General features: G+C 70.2%; 16 protein-coding genes. 9 read left to right on the forward strand and 7 right to left on the reverse strand.

Annotation, left to right across the window (positions count from 1 at the left end):
* Window positions 1-53 precede the first annotated feature (53 nt).
* A complete protein-coding gene (gene tkt / locus H6844_19555) occupies window positions 54-2054 on the reverse strand; it encodes a transketolase (protein MCB9931598.1) in 2001 nt (666 codons plus the stop codon).
* Window positions 2055-2229: 175 nt separating this feature from the next.
* On the opposite strand from tkt, the gene H6844_19560 reads away from it, so the two are divergent.
* The 4 genes from H6844_19560 (at window position 2230) to H6844_19575 (ending at window position 5799) form a co-directional block, all read left to right on the forward strand.
* Window positions 2230-2667, forward strand: a complete 438-nt coding sequence (locus H6844_19560) for a cell division protein ZapA (GenBank protein MCB9931599.1) — start codon at window positions 2230-2232, stop codon at window positions 2665-2667.
* Between the two features lie 228 nt (window positions 2668-2895).
* Complete coding sequence (locus H6844_19565; protein MCB9931600.1) at window positions 2896-3747, forward strand: YmdB family metallophosphoesterase; 852 nt, start codon at window positions 2896-2898, stop codon at window positions 3745-3747.
* 10 nt (window positions 3748-3757) lie between these two features.
* Window positions 3758-4477 (forward strand): response regulator transcription factor, encoded by a 720-nt coding sequence (locus H6844_19570; GenBank protein ID MCB9931601.1) that lies wholly within the window; start codon window positions 3758-3760, stop codon window positions 4475-4477.
* Window positions 4474-5799 (forward strand): HAMP domain-containing protein, encoded by a 1326-nt coding sequence (locus H6844_19575; protein ID MCB9931602.1) that lies wholly within the window; start codon window positions 4474-4476, stop codon window positions 5797-5799. The genes H6844_19570 and H6844_19575 overlap by 4 nt, the downstream gene beginning before the upstream one ends.
* 15 nt (window positions 5800-5814) lie before the next feature.
* Here the strand turns inward: H6844_19575 and H6844_19580 are convergent, their stop codons facing one another.
* The gene (locus tag H6844_19580) at window positions 5815-7320 is read right to left on the reverse strand and encodes an EAL domain-containing protein (protein ID MCB9931603.1); all 1506 of its coding nucleotides are present in this window, start codon (window positions 7318-7320) and stop codon (window positions 5815-5817) included.
* 241 nt (window positions 7321-7561) lie between these two features.
* On the opposite strand from H6844_19580, the gene H6844_19585 reads away from it, so the two are divergent.
* Together H6844_19585 and H6844_19590 are read left to right on the forward strand one after the other, a co-directional pair.
* The gene (locus tag H6844_19585) at window positions 7562-8548 is read left to right on the forward strand and encodes an aldo/keto reductase (protein MCB9931604.1); all 987 of its coding nucleotides are present in this window, start codon (window positions 7562-7564) and stop codon (window positions 8546-8548) included.
* Between the two features lie 16 nt (window positions 8549-8564).
* Window positions 8565-9344: a methyltransferase domain-containing protein gene (locus tag H6844_19590; protein MCB9931605.1), complete on the forward strand. Its 780-nt coding sequence runs from the start codon at window positions 8565-8567 to the stop codon at window positions 9342-9344.
* A 204-nt stretch (window positions 9345-9548) separates the two neighbouring features.
* Here H6844_19590 and H6844_19595 read toward each other — a convergent pair whose 3' ends face one another.
* On the reverse strand, window positions 9549-10076 hold the full coding sequence (locus H6844_19595; protein ID MCB9931606.1) for a VOC family protein: 528 nt from the start codon (window positions 10074-10076) through the stop codon (window positions 9549-9551).
* A 136-nt stretch (window positions 10077-10212) separates the two neighbouring features.
* Between H6844_19595 and H6844_19600 the strand changes: the two genes are divergently transcribed.
* From H6844_19600 to H6844_19610, 3 genes are read left to right on the forward strand one after another with little or no spacing between them, the layout of a single operon-like run.
* On the forward strand, window positions 10213-11262 hold the full coding sequence (locus H6844_19600; GenBank protein MCB9931607.1) for a DUF1611 domain-containing protein: 1050 nt from the start codon (window positions 10213-10215) through the stop codon (window positions 11260-11262).
* Window positions 11250-12233 (forward strand): L-Ala-D/L-Glu epimerase, encoded by a 984-nt coding sequence (gene ycjG, locus H6844_19605; GenBank protein MCB9931608.1) that lies wholly within the window; start codon window positions 11250-11252, stop codon window positions 12231-12233. Before H6844_19600 ends, ycjG begins: the two co-directional genes overlap by 13 nt.
* Window positions 12224-12769, forward strand: a complete 546-nt coding sequence (locus H6844_19610; GenBank protein MCB9931609.1) for an HAD family hydrolase — start codon at window positions 12224-12226, stop codon at window positions 12767-12769. The genes ycjG and H6844_19610 overlap by 10 nt, the downstream gene beginning before the upstream one ends.
* A 311-nt stretch (window positions 12770-13080) precedes the next feature.
* Here the strand turns inward: H6844_19610 and H6844_19615 are convergent, their stop codons facing one another.
* The 4 genes from H6844_19615 to H6844_19630 form a co-directional block, all read right to left on the reverse strand.
* The gene (locus tag H6844_19615; GenBank protein ID MCB9931610.1) at window positions 13081-13839 is read right to left on the reverse strand and encodes a Bax inhibitor-1/YccA family protein; all 759 of its coding nucleotides are present in this window, start codon (window positions 13837-13839) and stop codon (window positions 13081-13083) included.
* A gap of 238 nt (window positions 13840-14077) precedes the next feature.
* Complete coding sequence (locus tag H6844_19620; protein MCB9931611.1) at window positions 14078-14371, reverse strand: hypothetical protein; 294 nt, start codon at window positions 14369-14371, stop codon at window positions 14078-14080.
* Between the two features lie 85 nt (window positions 14372-14456).
* On the reverse strand, window positions 14457-16994 hold the full coding sequence (locus H6844_19625) for an FtsX-like permease family protein (protein MCB9931612.1): 2538 nt from the start codon (window positions 16992-16994) through the stop codon (window positions 14457-14459).
* A complete protein-coding gene (locus H6844_19630; protein MCB9931613.1) occupies window positions 16991-17698 on the reverse strand; it encodes an ABC transporter ATP-binding protein in 708 nt (235 codons plus the stop codon). The genes H6844_19625 and H6844_19630 overlap by 4 nt, the downstream gene beginning before the upstream one ends.
* Between the last annotated feature and the right edge of the window lie 44 nt (window positions 17699-17742).

Raw genomic sequence — 17742 nt, forward strand, 5'->3', positions numbered from 1 at the left:
AAGGGCCGTCCCGTCGCATGGCGGGCGGCCGTCGTTCAATCGAATACCGTAACTTAGCGGCCAAGCGCCCGTTTGGCACGTTCCGTTACCGCTTTTGCGGTAATGCCAAAGCGCTCGTACAGCTGTTTGTAGGGGGCGGAGGCGCCGAAGCCGGTCATGCCGACGAAGTTTTCGGCAGCGCCGGTCCAGCGATCCCAGCCCTGGCCGATGGCGGCCTCGACCGCGATCACGGGCACGTCCGGCGGCAGCACCGCGGCGCGTTCGGCCTCGTCCTGGGCCGCGAACAACTCCATGCAGGGCATGGAGACGACGCGGGCGGCGATGCCGTCGGCTGCCAGCGCCGCGCGGGCGTCCATGGCGATTTCCACCTCGGAGCCGCTGGCGACCAGCGTGACCGCCGGCTGGCCGTCGGCGGCGTCGGCCAGGACATAGGCGCCGGCGCGGCTGCGGTTGACCGTGTCCGCCTCGGTGCGCAGCAGCGGCAGATTCTGCCGGGTGAGGGCGATGGCGCTGGGGGTGTGCGTGTGCTCCAGCGCGATCTGCCAGCACTCCGCCGTTTCGATGGCGTCGGCCGGGCGCATCACCAGCAGGTTCGGGATGGCGCGCAGGGCGGCCAGATGCTCCACCGGCTGGTGCGTCGGGCCGTCTTCGCCGAGGCCGATGCTGTCATGGGTCAGCACGTGAATGACACGGATGCCCATCAGGGCCGCCAGCCGGATCGACGGGCGGTTGTAGTCGCTGAACACCAGGAAGGTGCCGCCATAGGGGATGACGCCGCCGTGCAGCGCCATGCCGTTCATGGCCGCGGCCATGCCGTGCTCGCGCACGCCCCAATAGACATAGCGGCCGGCCGGGTTGTCCGGCGTCATCGGCCCCTGCACGCCGGCCTTGGTGTTGTTCGAGCCCGTCAGGTCGGCCGAGCCGCCCACCATCCAGGGGCAGGCGTCGGCCAGCGTCTCCAGCACGGTCTGCGAGGCGGCGCGGGTGGCCGGCCCCTTGCCGGATTCGCGCATGGCCGTCTTGATCTCGTGGATGCGGGCGTCGATGGAGGCGTTGACCACGCCATCCATGCGGGCCAGAAACTCCATCTTGCGCTCGGAGGCGTCGAGGCGGCCGTTCCAGGCGGTGCGGTCGGCCGCGCCGCGCTGGCCGGTCTGGCGCCAGGCGTCCAGCACGTCCGCCGGCATCTCGAACGGCGCATAGGGCCAGCCGAGCGCCTTGCGCGCGCCTTCGATTTCGTCTTTGCCCAGCGGCGCGCCGTGGGTGGCGGCGGTGCCGGCCTTGGTGGGCGCGCCGAAGCCGATCGTGGTCTTGCAGCGGATCAGCGAGGGGCGGGCGTCGGCTTTGGCCGCCTGGATCGCCGCCGCGACCGCGGCCATGTCGTGGCCGTCCACGCTCTCCACATGCCAGCCATAGGCGAGGAAGCGCTGGGTGTGGTCGTCGCCGACGGTCATGCTGGTCGGGCCGTCGATGCAGATGCCGTTGTCGTCGAACAGCACGATCAGCCGGCCGAGCTTTTGATGCCCGGCCAGGCTGGCGGCCTCGTGGCTGATGCCTTCCATCAGGCAGCCGTCGCCGGCGATGGCATAGATATGGTGGTCGACCAGGCCGGCGCCGTATTCGGCGCGCAGATGGCGCTCGGCCATGGCCATGCCGACGGCGTTGGCCAGCCCCTGGCCCAGCGGGCCGGTGGTGGTCTCGATCCCGGCCAGATGGCCGTATTCCGGGTGGCCGGCGGTGGGCGCGTCCAACTGACGGAATTGCTTCAGGGCGTCGAGCGTGCAGTCCTCGTAGCCCGTCAGATAGAGCAGGCTGTAGAGCAGCATCGAGCCGTGGCCGGCCGACAGCACGAAGCGGTCGCGGTCGTGCCAGCGCGGGTTGGCGGGGTCGTGTTTCAGGAACTGGGTCCAGAGCACGGTGGCCGCGTCGGCCATGCCCATGGGCATGCCGGGATGGCCGCTATTGGCCGCCTGCACCGCATCCATGGAGAGCGCACGGATGGCGTTCGCCATGCGGTGGAGGGTGTCGGCGTCGCGAAGAGGGTCCTGCGCCATGGGCTGGTTCGGACTCCGTTGGGGCGTGTTGAAAGGCGGAATGCGGGTTTCCTGGCCGCGAGGCGCGGCCCCGCTAGCGCGCGCGGAACATGACCGCCTTCCCCTCATGCGTCAAGCATGGCAGGATGACGTGTTGTCTCATTTCATAGCCTGTTTTCCTCCTAAGAAGGCGAATATGCCCGACGTTTCGTTTTCGGTCGGCACAAGGCGGTATACCCTGCGATGTGCGGCGGGCCAGGAAGATCATCTGACCGACATGGCGGCGGCCCTGGATTCCCGCGTCCAGACGTTGAGCGGTGGCGCGCCCGGTGCGGAGGAGCGGCAGATGTTGGTGATCGCCGCCATCGGCCTGCTGGACGAGTTGCAGGCGGTGAAGCGCGGCAATGGCGCGGACGGGGCCGCCCTGCCGAAGCGGGCGCCCGATTCGGACGCCGCCGCGCTGCGACGGGACCTGGAAAGCGCCCAGGCCGACAACCGGGCCCTGCGGGAGACGCTGGCGCGGGCTGAGGCGGACAATCGCGCCTTGCGCGCCTGGGCCGACGGCATGGCCGGGCGGCTTTCCGGGCTGTCGGCGACATTGGCGGCGCTTGCCTCGAACCCGGACGACGACTAGATAGGCGAGCGGAGGCTGCTTGGCGCGCCAGGCACGCAAAGCCCCGGGGTCGATAGCCTTCTGGACCCGGGAGTCGCCGCTGCCGCGATCGTGGTCACGGCACGTGACTCCCACCGTAGTGATACGGACCCAGGAGCTTGTTCTCGCCAGCGGCCATAGCGGCTTCCGCATCGTTTCCGTTCGGCCCGCCGCCCGTCATTCCGGGTGCGGCGGGGTTTGGTGTGTTGAATGACCTCTGCCTCAGTGCATTCCCCGGCCGCCTTTTCCCTGCTGTTCGTCGGCGATGTCGTGGGGCGCAGCGGCCGCGACGCGGTGGCGGCGCATCTGCCCGGCCTGATCGCCGCGCACGCGCCGGAACTGGTGATCGTGAACGGCGAGAATTCCGCCCATGGCTTCGGCATCACGCCGGCGATTTGCAGCCAGTTGTTCGACCTGGGCGTCGATGTGATCACCACCGGCAACCATGTCTGGGACCAGAAGGACATTCTGGGCTTCATCGATTCCGAGCCGCGGCTGCTGCGCCCGCTCAACTATCCGTCGGGCACGCCGGGGCACGGGGTTCGGCTGGCGGCCGGGCGCACCGGCAAGCGCGTGCTGGTGGCCAATCTGATGCTGCGCCTGTTCATGGACGCCATGGACGATCCCTTTGCCGGGATCGACCGGATTCTGGCCCAGGCGCCGCTGGGCGGCGCGGTCGACGCCATTTTCGTCGACGTGCACGGCGAGGCGACCAGCGAGAAAATGGCCATGGGCCACCATCTGGACGGGCGGGTCAGCGCCGTGATCGGCACGCACACGCATGTGCCGACCGCCGACCATCACCTGCTGGCCGGCGGCACCGCCTATCAGAGCGATGCCGGCATGACCGGCGACTACCGCTCGATCATCGGCATGAAGACGGGCCCGGCGCTGCATCGCTTCACCCGCAAGCTGCCGTCCGAACGGCTGACGCCGGCGGAAGGGGAGGCGACGCTTTGCGGCTGCCTGGTGCGCGTGGCCGCGAACGGGCTCGCCTGCGGTATCGAGCCGGTGCGGCTCGGCGGGGCGCTGGCGGCGGTGCAGCCCGCCGCGCCGGCCTGACGGCCGCGCCATGCAGGACGAGGCCGCCCACATTTTTGTCGTCGACGACGACCGGCGGCTGGCAAACCTGCTCTGCCGATACCTGACCAATGCGGGCTATCTGGCGCTGGCCGCCCATGACTCGGCCGATGCCAGGGCCAAGCTGGCCTCGTTGAGCTTCGACCTGGTGGTGCTCGACATCATGATGCCGGGCGAAAGCGGGCTGGTGCTGGCGGAGGAGTTGGCACAGGACCCGAACGGCCCGCCGGTGCTGCTGATCACCGCCCTGGATGCGCCGGGGGACCGGGTGCGCGGCCTGACCACCGGGGCCGAGGACTATATCGCCAAGCCGTTCGACCCGCGCGAACTGCTGCTGCGCATCGAGCGCACCCTGCGGCGGCGCGAACCCGCCGGGGAGGCGCCCCGTCCGCCGGCGGCGCAGGAACCGGAGCGCCTGGCGCTGGGCGACCTGGTGTTCGAGGTGGCGACGGGCCTGCTCACGCAGGACGGCAAGCGGGTTTTGCTCACGCCCCAGGAACAGCGCCTGTTGCGCTATCTGGCCGGTCGGCTGGGCGACGAGGTCAGCCGCGACGACCTGGCCGACGCCCTGGGCGACGGCACGACCTGGCGGGCGGTGGACGTGCAGGTGGCGCGGTTGCGCAAGAAGATGGAAGCCGACCCCCGCAATCCCAGCTGGCTGCAAACCGTGCGCGGCGTCGGCTATCGCCTGGCCGGGCGTCCGCTGGCATGAGCGGGAAACCCCGCCTGGGCCGGCTCAGGCTGCGGGACGTGATGCCCCGGGACCTGTTCCGCCGCTCGTTGTTGATGGTGGCGGTCCCGGTCATCCTGTTGTTCAGCATCGCGACCTGGTTCTTTTTCGAACGCCATTGGGAAACGGTGCAGCGCCGGCTGATCTATGGCACGACCGGCGAGATCGCCTTTCTGGTCCAGTCCTTCGAAGCGGGCGGTCTGCCCGCCGATATCGCGATCCTGCTGGAGCGCACGACCCAGGTGCGCTGTGTGCCGCATGGCCAGGAGCGCGACTTCGAGAACCCGGCCCTGTGGCGACGGCCGACCATCACCGCGCTCGACCGGGCGCTGAACGGGGCGCTGCCGAACAATCCGCACCGGACCGAAGGGGTGTTCGGCGACGACCTGCATCTGAGTTTCGAAACCGAACGCGGCCGTCTGGATTGCCGCTTTCCGATCAAGCAGGTTTCGACCTCCACGACCTTCGTTTTTCTGGCCTGGGTGCTGGGCACGGCCTTGCTGGTGTTGGGGCTGGCGGCGTTTTTCCTCTGGAAGCAGGTGGTGCCGGTGCGGCGGCTGGCCGTCGCCATGGACGCGTTCGGCCGCGGCGAGGATCTGGGGTCGATCCAGGAGCGCGGCGCCGACGAGATCCGCCGCGCCGCCCGGGCCTTCGAGCGCATGAAGGCGCGAATCCAGCGGCAGGTGCGGCGGCGGACCGAAATGCTGGCGGCGATCAGCCACGATCTGCGCACGCCGCTCAGCCGGATGCGGATCGAGGTGGAGATGCTGGGCGACGGCGTGGACAAGGAAGGGCTGCGCCAGGATATCGGCGACATGGAAGGCATGATCCAGGGCTATCTGGATTTTGCCCGCGACCAGGTGAGCGAGCCGACCCGCGAGGTCGACATGGTGGACCTGGTGATCGGCCTTGCCAGCACCTTCCGCCACGATCAGGTCGACGTGCAGATCGGGACCGAGGCGCCCTTGATGCTGCGGGTGCGGCCGGACGCGGTGCGGCGGGCGATCGGCAATGTGGTGGGCAATGCGCTGCGCTATGGCGGCCATTGCTGGATCGGCCTCACCGCCATGACGAACACGGTGCGGATCATCGTCGATGACGACGGACCCGGCATCCCGGCGGACCGGAGGGCGGACGTGTTCCGGCCGTTCGTGCGGCTGGACGAGTCGCGCAATGCGGCGACGGGCGGCGTCGGGCTCGGCCTGACGATTGCCCGCGACATCGTCCTGACCCATGGCGGCGATATCACGGTCGAAGCGTCGCCTCGGGGCGGGGCCCGGTTCGTCGTCGCGCTCGCCCGCTGAGGCGGCGGGCGCGGGTCAGACCGTGTCCGGCACGCTCGCGGGGCAGTGGCGGGCGGCCAGCCAGTCCACCAGGGCGTCGAACGGCATCGGCCGCGCGTACAGATAGCCCTGGGCCTCGTCGCAGCCGCGGGCGCGGAGATAGGCGGCCTCCGCTTCGGTCTCGACGCCCTCGGCGACCACGGACAGGTCCAGGCTGCGGCCCAGCGCCAGGGTGGTGGCCACGGCGGCGGCATGCCGGCGGCTGGTGAGCATGCCGGCGATGAAGGAGCGGTCGATCTTCAGATAGTCGGCGGGCAGGCGCACGGCCAGGGCCAGCGAGGCATAACCGGTGCCGAAATCGTCGATGGCGACCCGATACCCGTCGCCGCGCAGGGCCGCCAGACGGTCGGCGGTTTGGCCGATCTCTTCGATGGCGGCGGTTTCGGTCACTTCCAGTTCGATCGCCGACGGCGGCACCGCATAGGTCCGCACCAGACGCTGCAAGGCCGCGCGCAGTTCGTCGTCCTGCAATTGCACCGCCGACAGGTTCATGGCGATGGGAAGCAGCGGCAGGGATCGGGTCTGGCTGATCGCGCGCCAGCGGGCCGCGATGCGGAACACTTCCTCCATGATCCAGGCGCAGAGCGGCAGGACCCGGCCGGACGCCTCGGCGATGCGGATGAAGCGGTCCGGCGGAATCCAGCCGAGTTCGGGATGGTGCCAGCGGACCAGCGCCTCGGCGCCGCAGGCGGCACCGGTGCGCAGGTCGATGCGCGGCTGCAAGGCCATGCTGAACTGGCCCAGCTCCAGCGCCGGTTGCAGCGCGGCCTCGATGCGTTTGGTCTCTTCGACCTCGCGGTGCAGGGCCGTGTCGAAGAACTGGTATCGGCCGCCGCCGGCCGCCTTGGCCCGGTGCAGGGCGATGTCGGCATGCTGGCGCAGTCTGTGGATGCAGCCGACCGGGGTGCGGCCATCCTGCCGGGCCAGGGTGGCGATGCCGATACTGGCGGGGCAGGCGATGGCGTGGCCGTCGATACGGATCGGGTCGGCCAGGGCTTGCAGCACCCGCTCGGCCGCGTGGACGGCCGCGGCCTCGTCTTCCAGGCTTTCCAGCAGCAGCGCGAACTCGTCGGCCGCGAGCCGGGCCAGGGTGTCGGTGGAGCGCACCACGCCGCGCAGGCGTGCCGCGACCTCGCTCAGCACGCGGTCGCCGGCGCCGCTGCCATGGGCGAGATTGATCTCGCGGAACCCGTCCAGGTCGATCAGCAGCAGGGCGACACTGCCGTTCTGGCGCGCCGCACGCTCCAGGGCGGACTGGGCGCGGTTGGTGAAGTCGCGGTGGTTCGGCAGGCCGGTGAGCGGGTCGGCAAGCGTCAGCCGCTGCACTTCGGCTTCGCGGAGGGCTGCGTCGCGGCGAAGCTCCGCCAGTGCGGCCTCGGCGGTGGCGAGGCGGCGAAGGGTGTCGTCGTCGCCGGTCTCGGCGCCGGTTGGGCCGATCCGGGAGCCCGATGGCCGCGGTGCGGGTGTCATTGCCTCGCGCATGATGCGGTACTTTCCCTCGATACCCTGTTGGGCTGGTTGGCCTTGAACCCTGACGGGCTGGCAGAGGCGATTGTGCTGTCGATACGTTCAGATTTTTTGAGCCGAATGCCGGAGTTGCCATTTACCCTTCGGTGAGGAATGGGCGGGTCTCGCCTGCGGATTGACCCGTTGGCGGTTTCGTGCGTCCACTGCCGGCCCGGGACGGCGAGGGGCCGGCCTTGAGAGCATGGGAGGATGGGCGATGCAGCGTCGTCGTTTCGGCCGCACGGAGTTGGAGATTCCCGCCGTGACCTTCGGCGGCGGCTGGGTCGGCGGGGTGCTGATCCACAAGGACCGCTCCACCGCTTTTGCCGCACTGGACCGCGCGACGGCCGCCGGCGTCGACTGGATCGACACCGCCGCCATGTACGGCAATGGCGTGTCGGAGACCGTGATCGGTGAATGGCTGGCGGCGCGCGTCGGCGGGTCGCGGCCGCGCCTCTCCACCAAGTTCCGGCCCGATCCGGCCGCGGGCGATCTGGCCGGACAGACCCGCCGCTCGGTCGAAGCGAGCCTCGCCCGCCTGGGCCTCGACCGGGTCGAGGTGCTGATCCTGCACAACCCGCTGAGCGCCGCCGGCGGCAACGGTACATTCCGGCCGGCGGACGTGCTGGCGGCCGGTGGTCTGGCCGACATCATGGACGGTCTGCGCGCCGAAGGACTCTGCGACCATCTGGGCCTGACCGCGCTGGGCGAGCCCGCCGCGGTCGAAGCCGCGGTGGCCTCCGGCCGGTTCGACGTGGCCCAGGTCTATTACAACGCCCTGAACCCAACCGCCGCCTGGCCGTCGCCCGCGGCCTGGAACAGCACCCGCTTCGACGGCCTGCTGGCCGCGTGCCGGGCCGAGGATATGGGGGTGATGGGCATCCGCATCTTCGCGGCGGGCCATCTGGCCTCGACCGAGCGGCACGGGCGCGAAGTGCCGGTGACTGCCAATTCCGGCGACGCGGCGGAGGCGGCGCGGGCCGCCGCCGTCTGGCAGGCGCTGGGCGACCGGTTCGGCACGCCCGCCCAGGCAAGCTTGCGCTTCGGCCTGGCCTGCCCGATGCTTTCCACCATTGTCGTCGGCATGGCCGAGCTCGACCATCTGGAGCAGGCGCTGGCGGCGGAGGCGGCCGGCCCCTTGCCGGAGCCGGTGCTGGCCGACCTGGAACAGGTGTGGCGCAACCACCCTGCCTTTACCGGATGAATGAGGAGGACAGGCCATGTCCCTCGAAGCCCTGGAGACCAATTACAGCCGCCTGGGCAGCGCCCTGATCGAGCGGCTCTACGACACCGACAGCGTGCTCTCGCTCAGCGGCCTGGAGGCGACCGACCGGCTGGCGGCGGAAGCGGCCATCGCTGCGGAAAGCCGGGTGCTGGACATTGGCTGCGGCCTGGGCGGCCCGGCGCTGCGCCTGGCGGAGACTCGCGGCTGCCAGGTGACCGGCGTCGATCTGGTGCAGACCAATGTCGAGACCGCGCTGACCAGGGCCGAGGCGCGCGGCCTGGCGGATCAGGTTGGCTTTCGGCAGGGTGACGCGCAGGACCTGCCGTTCGCCGACGACAGCTTCGACGTCATCTTCAGCCAGGATGCGCTTTGCCACGTGCCGGCCAAGGTGCAGGCGGTGGCGGAGGCGGTTCGCCTCGTCCGCCCCGGCGGTCGCATCGCCTTCACCGACTGGGTCGAGACCGGGCCCATGGTCCCGGCGATGCAGGAAACCGTTCTGGACGCCCTGGCCTCGGAAAACCTGGCCGCGCCGGCGCAATACCGCGACTGGCTGGGCGGCCGCGGCTGCGAGGTGCTTGTGCAGGAAGACATCAGCGCGGTGTTTGCCGCGCGCTACCGCAGCGTGATGGACCGGCTGGCGGCGCTGGAGGGCGAGATTTCGAGCCGGTTCAGCCCGCGCGTCTATCAGATCATGGCGGAGAAGAACGGCGCCCTGCTGGAGGCGTTCGACGCCGGCACCCTGGGCGGCGTGCTGATGGTGGCGGAGGCGCCCTGAGCGCCGCGGTTCGGCCGGGAAGGGGCAGTCTTTTCCCGCTGGCTCATCTGCCCAGATTCCCTGTCCCCGCGGAAGCAGGGACCCATGCCTGAGAGACCAATACCGAGTCCGTGTCCCGTGAGACGCTCTCAGGCATGGGCTCCCGCTTGCGCGGGAGATGGCGCCGGAGAGGGGGGCAACCCGTGCCGAAAGCGCGCTAGACGCCTAGCCCCATTCGCTGGCCTTGCGGCTGTGGAACGCCTCTTTCGGCTCGAAGGTGGTTTCGGTGCCGAATTCGGCCTTGGTCCAGGCCGCCAGCGTCTCGTCGTCGGCATCGAGGTCCCAGGTCTTGCCCTGGGGCTGGGCGACGTGCCAGGGCGTGTCGCGGAAAATCTCGACGCCGTTCTGCTCCGGGTCCTGGAAATAGACCGACCAGGTGTTGCCGTGGCTGGTGGGGCGCATCTCCACCCCTTCGGCCCGCAGCGTCGCGATCGCGTCGCGCAATTCCGCCATGTCGCCGACCCGGAAGGCGAGGTGGGCCAGGCTGTTGCTGGGCCCTTCGTCCTGGCGCATGGGCAGCAGGGCCAGCTGGTGGTGCTCGCCGGGGTCCTGGCTGAGGAAGATGATCTCGGCGTCGCGGCCGGTGATCAGGCCGCGGTCGGTGATGCGGAAGCCCAGCACGCGGGTGTAGAAATCCAGCATGCGCTCGGTGTCCTTGACGTACAGGACCGCGTGCGACCAGGTCAGTGCCATGACGAAGGCTCCTTGGGGCGGCAATGGCAGGGGTGACACCATAGTGCGATTGCCCGCTTTCGGTCCAGATGCGATCCAAGCCGGTTACGTTGCTCCGCTTCTTGGCACTGGGGCGGTTCGCGGCGTAACATGAAAAATTCAATGCGCGCTTGGTTACAAACACGCCGGGAGGGTTGCCGTGGAGCGTCCGTATCTGTTGTTTTTGGGTGACGTTGCCGACCAGTTGGCGGCCAAGACGGGCCAGGGCATTGCCGACTGGCGGCCGGACTGGTGCGTCGGCCAGTTGCGGCTTGCGGGCTGCAATGCGGACACCGGCCTGGCCGATCTGACCCTCGACGAGGCGCAGGCAAAGGGGGCGAAGACCCTGATCGTGGCCGTCGCCAATTCCGGCGGCACCATGCCCGACCACTGGACCGAGACCATCACCGGCGCGCTGGCCCGCGGCATGGATGTCGCCAGCGGCCTGCACACCCGCCTCGCCACCATTCCCGGCGTGGCGGAAGCCGCGGCGAAGCACGGGCGCAAGCTCTACGACGTGCGCTATTCCGACCGGAGTTTCAACACCGGCAAGGGTTTCAGGCGCGCGGGGCGGCGCTGCCTGACCGTCGGCACCGATTGCTCGGTCGGCAAGAAATACACGGCGCTGGCCATCACCCGGGAGATGGAGCGGCGCGGCATGAAGGTGGATTTTCGCGCCACCGGCCAGACCGGCATTTTCATCTCCGAGCGCGGCGTGGCCATTGACGCCGTCGTGTCCGATTTCATCTCCGGCGCGGCGGAATGGCTGACGCCGGAGAACGAGCCGGACCACTGGGACGTGGTCGAAGGTCAGGGCTCGCTGTTCCACGCGGCGTTCGCCGGCGTCACGCTCGGCCTGTTGCACGGGGCGCAGCCGGATGCGCTGGTGCTGTGCCACGAGCCGACGCGCAAGCACATGCGCGGCCTGCCGCACGCGCCGATCCCGGAGTTGAAGGACTGTTTCGAGCCCTATCTGCAAATGGCGGCCCTGACCAACCCCGATTGTCGCTTTGTCGGCGTCAGCATCGACACGCATCTGCTGTCGCGCGCCGCCGCCGAACGCCTGCTGAAGAGCACCGAGGACCGGTTCGGCCTGCCCTGCGTCGACTCGCTGGCCACCGGCACCGGCCCGATCGTCGACGCGCTGGAACAGCTATGCGGCAACTGACGGCCGCCGCCGAGTGCTTCCCGATCCGGGGCCGGTTTGCCATCGCCCGTGGCGCGCGCACCGAATCCCGGGTGGTGACGGTGACCCTGACCGAGGGCGCGGCCACCGGCCGGGGCGAGTGCGTGCCCTATGCGCGCTATGGCGAGAGCCTGGAAAGCGTGCTGTCCCAGATCGAGACGGTGCGGGACGCGGTGGAGCAGGGGGGGAGCTGGGAAGCGTTGGCTGGGCTCCTTCCCGCGGGCGCCGCCCGCAACGCGCTGGACTGCGCGCTTTGGGACCTGGAGGCGAAACAGGCCGGCAAGCGCGCCTGGGACCTGGCGGGCCTGCCCGAGCCGCCGGTGCTGACCACCGCCTACACGCTGTCGCTGGATACGCCGGAGGCGATGGGCTCGGCCGCTTCGGCCCAGGCGGACCGGCCCTTGCTGAAGATCAAGCTGGCGGGCGACGCGCGCGACCGCGAGCGGGTGGCCGCCATCCGCGCCGCCGCCCCGAACGCCAAACTCATCGTCGATGCGAACGAAGGCGCCTCGCCGGAAACGGTCGAGGCGCTCTGCCAAGCCATGGCCGAGCTGGGTGTCGCCATGGTCGAGCAGCCGATCCCCGCCGACCAGGACGACGCGCTGCTGGGCTTTGCCCACCCGCTGCCGATCTGTGCCGACGAGGCGTTTCACACCCGTCGCGATCTGGCGCGGATCGCCGAGCGCTATGATCTGGTCAATATCAAGCTCGACAAGACCGGCGGCCTGACCGAGGCGCTGGCGGTGCTGGCGGAAGCGGAGGAGCGGGGCCTCGGCGTGATGGTCGGCTGCATGCTGGGCACGTCGCTCGCCATGGCGCCGGCGGTGCTGGTGGCGGCGCGGGCGCAGATCGTCGACCTGGACGGCCCGCTGCTGCTGGCCGCCGACCGGGAGCCGGGCCTGGTCTACGAGGGCAGCCGCTTGCATCCGCCGCCGGCCGCTCTGTGGGGCTAGCCGTGAGCCGACGGCCGGCGGTGTTTTTCGACCGCGACGGCTGCCTGAATGCCGACACCGGCTATGTGCACCGGCCGGAGGATTTTCGCTGGCTGCCGGGAGCGAAGGCGGCGGTGCAGCGGGTCAACCGCGCCGGCTGGCTGGCCTTCGTGGTCACCAACCAGTCCGGCATCGCCCGCGGCCTCTATGGCGAGCGGGAGGTGGAGGCGCTGCACGCCTGGATGAGCGCCGACCTGGCGCGCAAAGGCGCCTGGATCGACGCCTATCGCTATTGCCCGCATCACCCGGAGGCCGGCACCGGGCCGTTCACCCGCGCCTGCGATTGCCGCAAGCCGCGGGCGGGGATGGTGCGGGACCTGATGACGGCCTGGGGCGTGGACCCGGCCCGCAGCTTCCTGGTGGGCGACCAGCCGCGCGACGTTGAGGCGGCCGCGGCCGCGGGGATTGCCGGCTATCGGGTCGCCGAGGGCGAGGTGCTGGCCGCGGTGCGCGCCGGGCTCCGGCGGCACGCTTGCCAGGGCGGCACGCCCGCCTGAGCCCGACAGTCTCCGGCTGGACGGGCCATCCGCGGCGAATGCGCCAAACCAACCCGAAAAGCCCGTGTTCCCCGGACGGTGCGGAGCGCCGATCCGGGGCCGCTCGCATCGTGCGAACACGGGCGGGGCGGTGTTCGGATGAAGACACCGGCCCCGGATGGCGGCTCCGCCACCTCCGGGGAACAAAGGCGGCTCCGCCACCTCCGGGGAACAAGGGCGGCTCCGCCCTTTCTGGGGAACACCGAAAACGCAAAGGCCGCCGCCGCGGGGTTGCGGCAGCGGCCTCCGGGTCGTCCGGATGACGGTTCGCGTTACTGGCGGTTGCCGAACAGCGACAGCAGCATCATGAACAGGTTGATGAAGTCGAGATAGAGCGAGACGGCGCCCATGATGGCCAGCTTGCCCAGGCCCTCGCCATGGCTGCGGTGTTCCAGATAGTCGTTCTTGATCCGCTGCGTGTCATAGGCGGTCAGGCCGACAAAGATCAGCACGCCCAGCACGGACACGGCAAACTGGATGGCGCTGGAGCCGATGAACAGGTTGACCAGGCTGGCGATGATGATGCCGATCAGGCCCATCATCAGGAAGCTGCCCATGCCGCTCAGGTCGCGCTTGGTGGTGTAGCCCCAGAGCGACATGCCGGCGAAGGTGCCCGCGGTGATGAAGAACACCCGCGCGATGCTGCCGCCGGTGAAGGTGGCGAAAATCGTCGCGAGCGAAATGCCCATGGTCGCTGCGAACGCCCAGAAGACGATTTGCAGCGTGCCGAAACTCATGCGGTTGATGCCGAAGCTCAAGGCCATGACAAAGCCGAGCGGGGCCAGCATCACCAGCCATTTCAACGGCGAACCATAGACCGCCATGCCAAGTCCGGTGAGGCCGACCACCTCGCCGCCCTGGGTGACGAAGGACTGGGTGAACATCACCCATGCCACCAGACCGGTCACCACCAGCCCGGAGGTCATGTAGTTGTACACCCGCAACATGTGTTGCCGCAGGCCCTCGTCAATCTCGCCCGCATAGCCCGCGGTGCGCACTTGAGCCTGGGTGCGAAGGTTTTCGAACGCCATCGCTGTAGTGTCCCTCATCTTTGTTAAGCCATTCCTCAGCGGCAAGGCCGCTACCGGAGGGTATATTGGGTCATTGCGCCGGCGACGCAAGAGCGAAGGCCATCGGACGCGGCCGGTTTTCGACCGGGCGGTCTTTAAGTGCGGAGTCTTTTCCCGCTGGCTCACCAGCAAAGCGTCCCTGTCCCCGCTTGCGCGGGAGATGGGGCAGGAGAGTGGCTCAACCAGGACCGCGAGCGCCCTAGGTGCGGGTGTGGTCGGGGTCCTCTGGGGGCGGCTCGGGCGCGGGAGCCGGCTCCGGTTCCGGCGGGATGCGGCGGATGATGATATCGCCGTTCGGCAACACCTCCGGCATCTCGTATTGCGGGATCGCGCGCAAAACGAAGCGGAGCGCATCCAGCACCCGTTCCAGCGCCTCGTCCATGACGTCGGGCGGCGCCTCGCCGGGCGGCGGATCGGCCGCCAGGCCGGGGGCCGGCACCGCGCCGGCGATCGGCACCAGGGCGACGGCAAGGGCGAGCAGGGTCTTGCGCATGGCGTTCGGCGTCTCCTTGGCCTGGGGCGGCTCAAACGTGTCAGGCCCCAGCGTATCAGGCCCCAGCGTATCAGGCCCCAGCGTATCAGGCATTGCGCAGCAGCGGCGCTGGCTTCTGGCCCAGCGCCTGCCAGACGCCGGCAAACCCGGCCACCAGCGTGATCGCGAGAGCCAGCGGCGCGGTTAGCGCGATGGCGCCCAGCGGCAGGCTCCACGGCAGGTTCATCACCTGCGTCACCACGATATAGGCCGCCGCGCCGCCAATCCCAGCGGCAATGCCGACCGTGCCGATGCCGAGCACGCCGAATTCCCAGAGATAGGCGGACAGCACGTCGGGCCGGGTCGCGCCCAGCACTTTCAGGATCACGGCATTGCGCCGCCGCGCCTGCTGGCCCGACGCCACCGCGCTCGCCAGCACCAGCACGCCGGCGATCAGGCCGACGGCGGCGATGACGCGGATGGCGTTGCCGATCTGGCGGATCAGGCGGTCGAAACTCTCCAGCGCCTCTTTCACCCGCACGGCCGAGATGTTCGGGAATTTGGCGGAGACCGCGCGCAGCAACTCGCTGGCATGTTCCGGCGGGGTGCGGGTGGTGGCCAGGATCGTATGCGGCGCCGACTCCAGCGTGCCGGGCGCGAAAATGGTGGTGAACTGCATGCGCACGCTGCGGAAGTCGACGGCGCGCAGATTGGCGATGGTCGCGGTGATCTCGCGGCCCAGAATGTTGAAGGTCAGGGTGTCGCCGACGCCGATGCCCATGCCGGCGGCGATGCCCGCATGAAACGAGATCAGCGGCGGCCCGCGATAGTCCGGCGGCCACCAGCGGCCGGCGACGATGGTGCCGGTCTCCGGCGGATCGGCCTGGAAGGTCAGGCCCCGCTCGGAGCGGACGGCCCAGCGCACATTCTCCGCCACGTCCTCCTCGCGCGCGGGCTTGCCGTTGATCTTGACGATGCGGGCGCGCAGCATCGGCCGCGCCTTCAGGTCATGGTCGCCGGGTACGCTTGCCATCGTCTCGCGGAAGGCGGCGAGCTGGTTCGGCTGGATGTCGATGAAAAAGAAGGTGGGCGCTTCGGCCGGCAGGTCCTCGCGCAGGGTTTTGCCCAGATTGGCCTCGATGCCGGCGACCGCCACCAGCACGGTCACGCCGAAGCCCAGCGACAGCACGACGCTGACCGTCGGCGCGCCGGGTCGGCTGAGATTGGCGAGACCGAGGCGCAGGCTCGGCCGCTGCCGCACCAGCCGGCTGCGGGCCAGGCGCCGCGCCAGCCAGGCCAGTGCCCGGGCGGCGAAGTAGAACAGCACGAACGCCGCCGCCACCCCGGCGACGAACCAGAGCGCGAAACCGCGCTGCTCGGCGGTGAGCACTGCCAGCAGGGCCAGCAGGGCCAGCAGGCCGGCGATCACGGCGGTCTCGGCCAGGGTGGGGCGTCCGCCGGTGGGCGCCACCAGGTCGCGGAACAGCCGGGCCGGGGCGATGCGCCGGCTTTTCAACAGCGGCCAGAGCGCGAATGCCGCGGTGGTCAGCACGCCATAGGCCGCGCCCAAGGCCAGCGCCTGCGGATAGAGCGTCGGCTCCAGATGCACTGGCAGCAGCGATTCCAGCAGGGCCGCCAACGCGAAGGGCGCCAGCGTGCCCAGCACCAGGCCGATGGCGATGCCGAGCACGGCCAGGGCCGCGGTCTGGAGCGCATAGGTCAGCAGGATCAGCCGGGCGGGTGCGCCGACGCATTTCAGCACGGCGATGGTGCCGGTCTTGCGCCCCATGAAGCTCTGCACCGCGTTGGCGATGCCGATGCCGCCGATCAGCAGCGCGGTCAGCCCGACCAGGGTCAGGAACAGGGTGAGCCGGCCCACCGTGTCCTCCAGCCCCGGCGCGGCGCGGCTGGCGGGCGTGATGCGCAGCGGCGCGGTCGGGAAGCGGGCCTCCAGCGCCGCCGCCCAGGCCAGCGCATCGGCGCGGGGCGGCAGGGCGATGCGGTAGACATAGCGGATCAGGCTGCCGGGCAGGATCAGGCCGGTGCCGGCAACGCTGGCCTCGGCCACCATCAGGCGCGGGCCGAAGCTGGCAAGGCCGGTGGTCCGGTCCGGCTCGCGCGCGATCACGCCGCGCAGATCGTAGGTCTGGCTGCCGACATGGATCGGGTCGCCGGGGCGGAGTTGCAGCAGGTCGACCAGATCCTGCTCGGCGACGGCACCCCAGCGGCCATTGCGCTCGGCCAGGGCCGCGTGCAGGTCGCCGCCGTCTTTCAGGGCAAACGCGCCGGCGACCGGATAGGCGGGGTCCACGGCCTTGAGTTCGGCCAGGCGCCGCTCGGTGGCCTCCCTGCCGCCGGCCATCACGCGCATTTCGATGCCCTGGCTGAGCGTCCGGCTCTCGGCCCGCATCCGGGCGATCTGGTCCGCGCTCGCGGGCTCGTAGCTGGTGCGCACCACCACGTCGCCGCCCGCCAGCGCGCGGGCGTCGCGGTGCAGCGCGTCCTGCACGGCCTGGCTGACGGCACCGACGCCGGCAATCGCGCCGACGCCCAGCGCCAGACAGGCCAGGAACACCCAGAACCCGCCCAGGCCGGCGCGCAATTCCCGCCTTGCCCAGGCGAAGGCCAGCGCCAGTTCGCTCACGCCACCGCCTCTGTCGGCCGCTCCGTGCCGGCGATGCGGCCGTCGGCGACGCGCACCTGCCGTTCGCAGCGGGCCGCGAGCGCCGGATCGTGCGTGATGAGCACCAGCGTCGTGCCCTCGCGGGCGCACTGCTCGAACAGCAGGTCGATCACTTGCTGGCCGGTGTCGCCGTCCAGATTGCCGGTGGGCTCGTCGGCCAGCAGCACGCGCGGGCGCGGGGCGAAGGCGCGGGCGATGGCGACGCGCTGTTGCTCGCCGCCGGACAACTGTCCCGGATAGTGGGTGAGGCGGTGGCCCAGGCCGACGGCCTCCAGCGCCGCCGCCGCCCGCTCGAACGCATCCTTGCGGCCGGCCAGTTCCAGCGGCACCGCGACATTCTCCAGCGCCGTCATGGTCGGCACCAGGTGGAAGGCCTGAAAGACGATGCCGATATGATCGCGGCGGAACCGGGCGAGGGCGTCCTCGGAAAGCGCGGTCAGGTCGTGCCGCGCCACCTCGACCCGCCCGGCGGAGGGGCGTTCCAGGCCGGCGACGATCATCAGCAGGGTGGTCTTGCCGCTGCCGGACGGGCCGACAATGCCGACGGTTTCGCCCGCCGCCACGCTCAGGTCGATTCCGCGCAGGATGTTGACCGGCCCGGCCGCGCTCTCCAATGTGAGATGCACGTTTTCCAATACGATGGCGGAGTTGGACGGTGCGAGCATTCTGGCCTGGCCGGTTGCGGAAGGGCGAGGCGGGCGCGGCGTCG

This window comes from Alphaproteobacteria bacterium, assembly GCA_020638555.1.
GTDB lineage: Bacteria > Pseudomonadota > Alphaproteobacteria > Bin95 > Bin95 > JACKII01.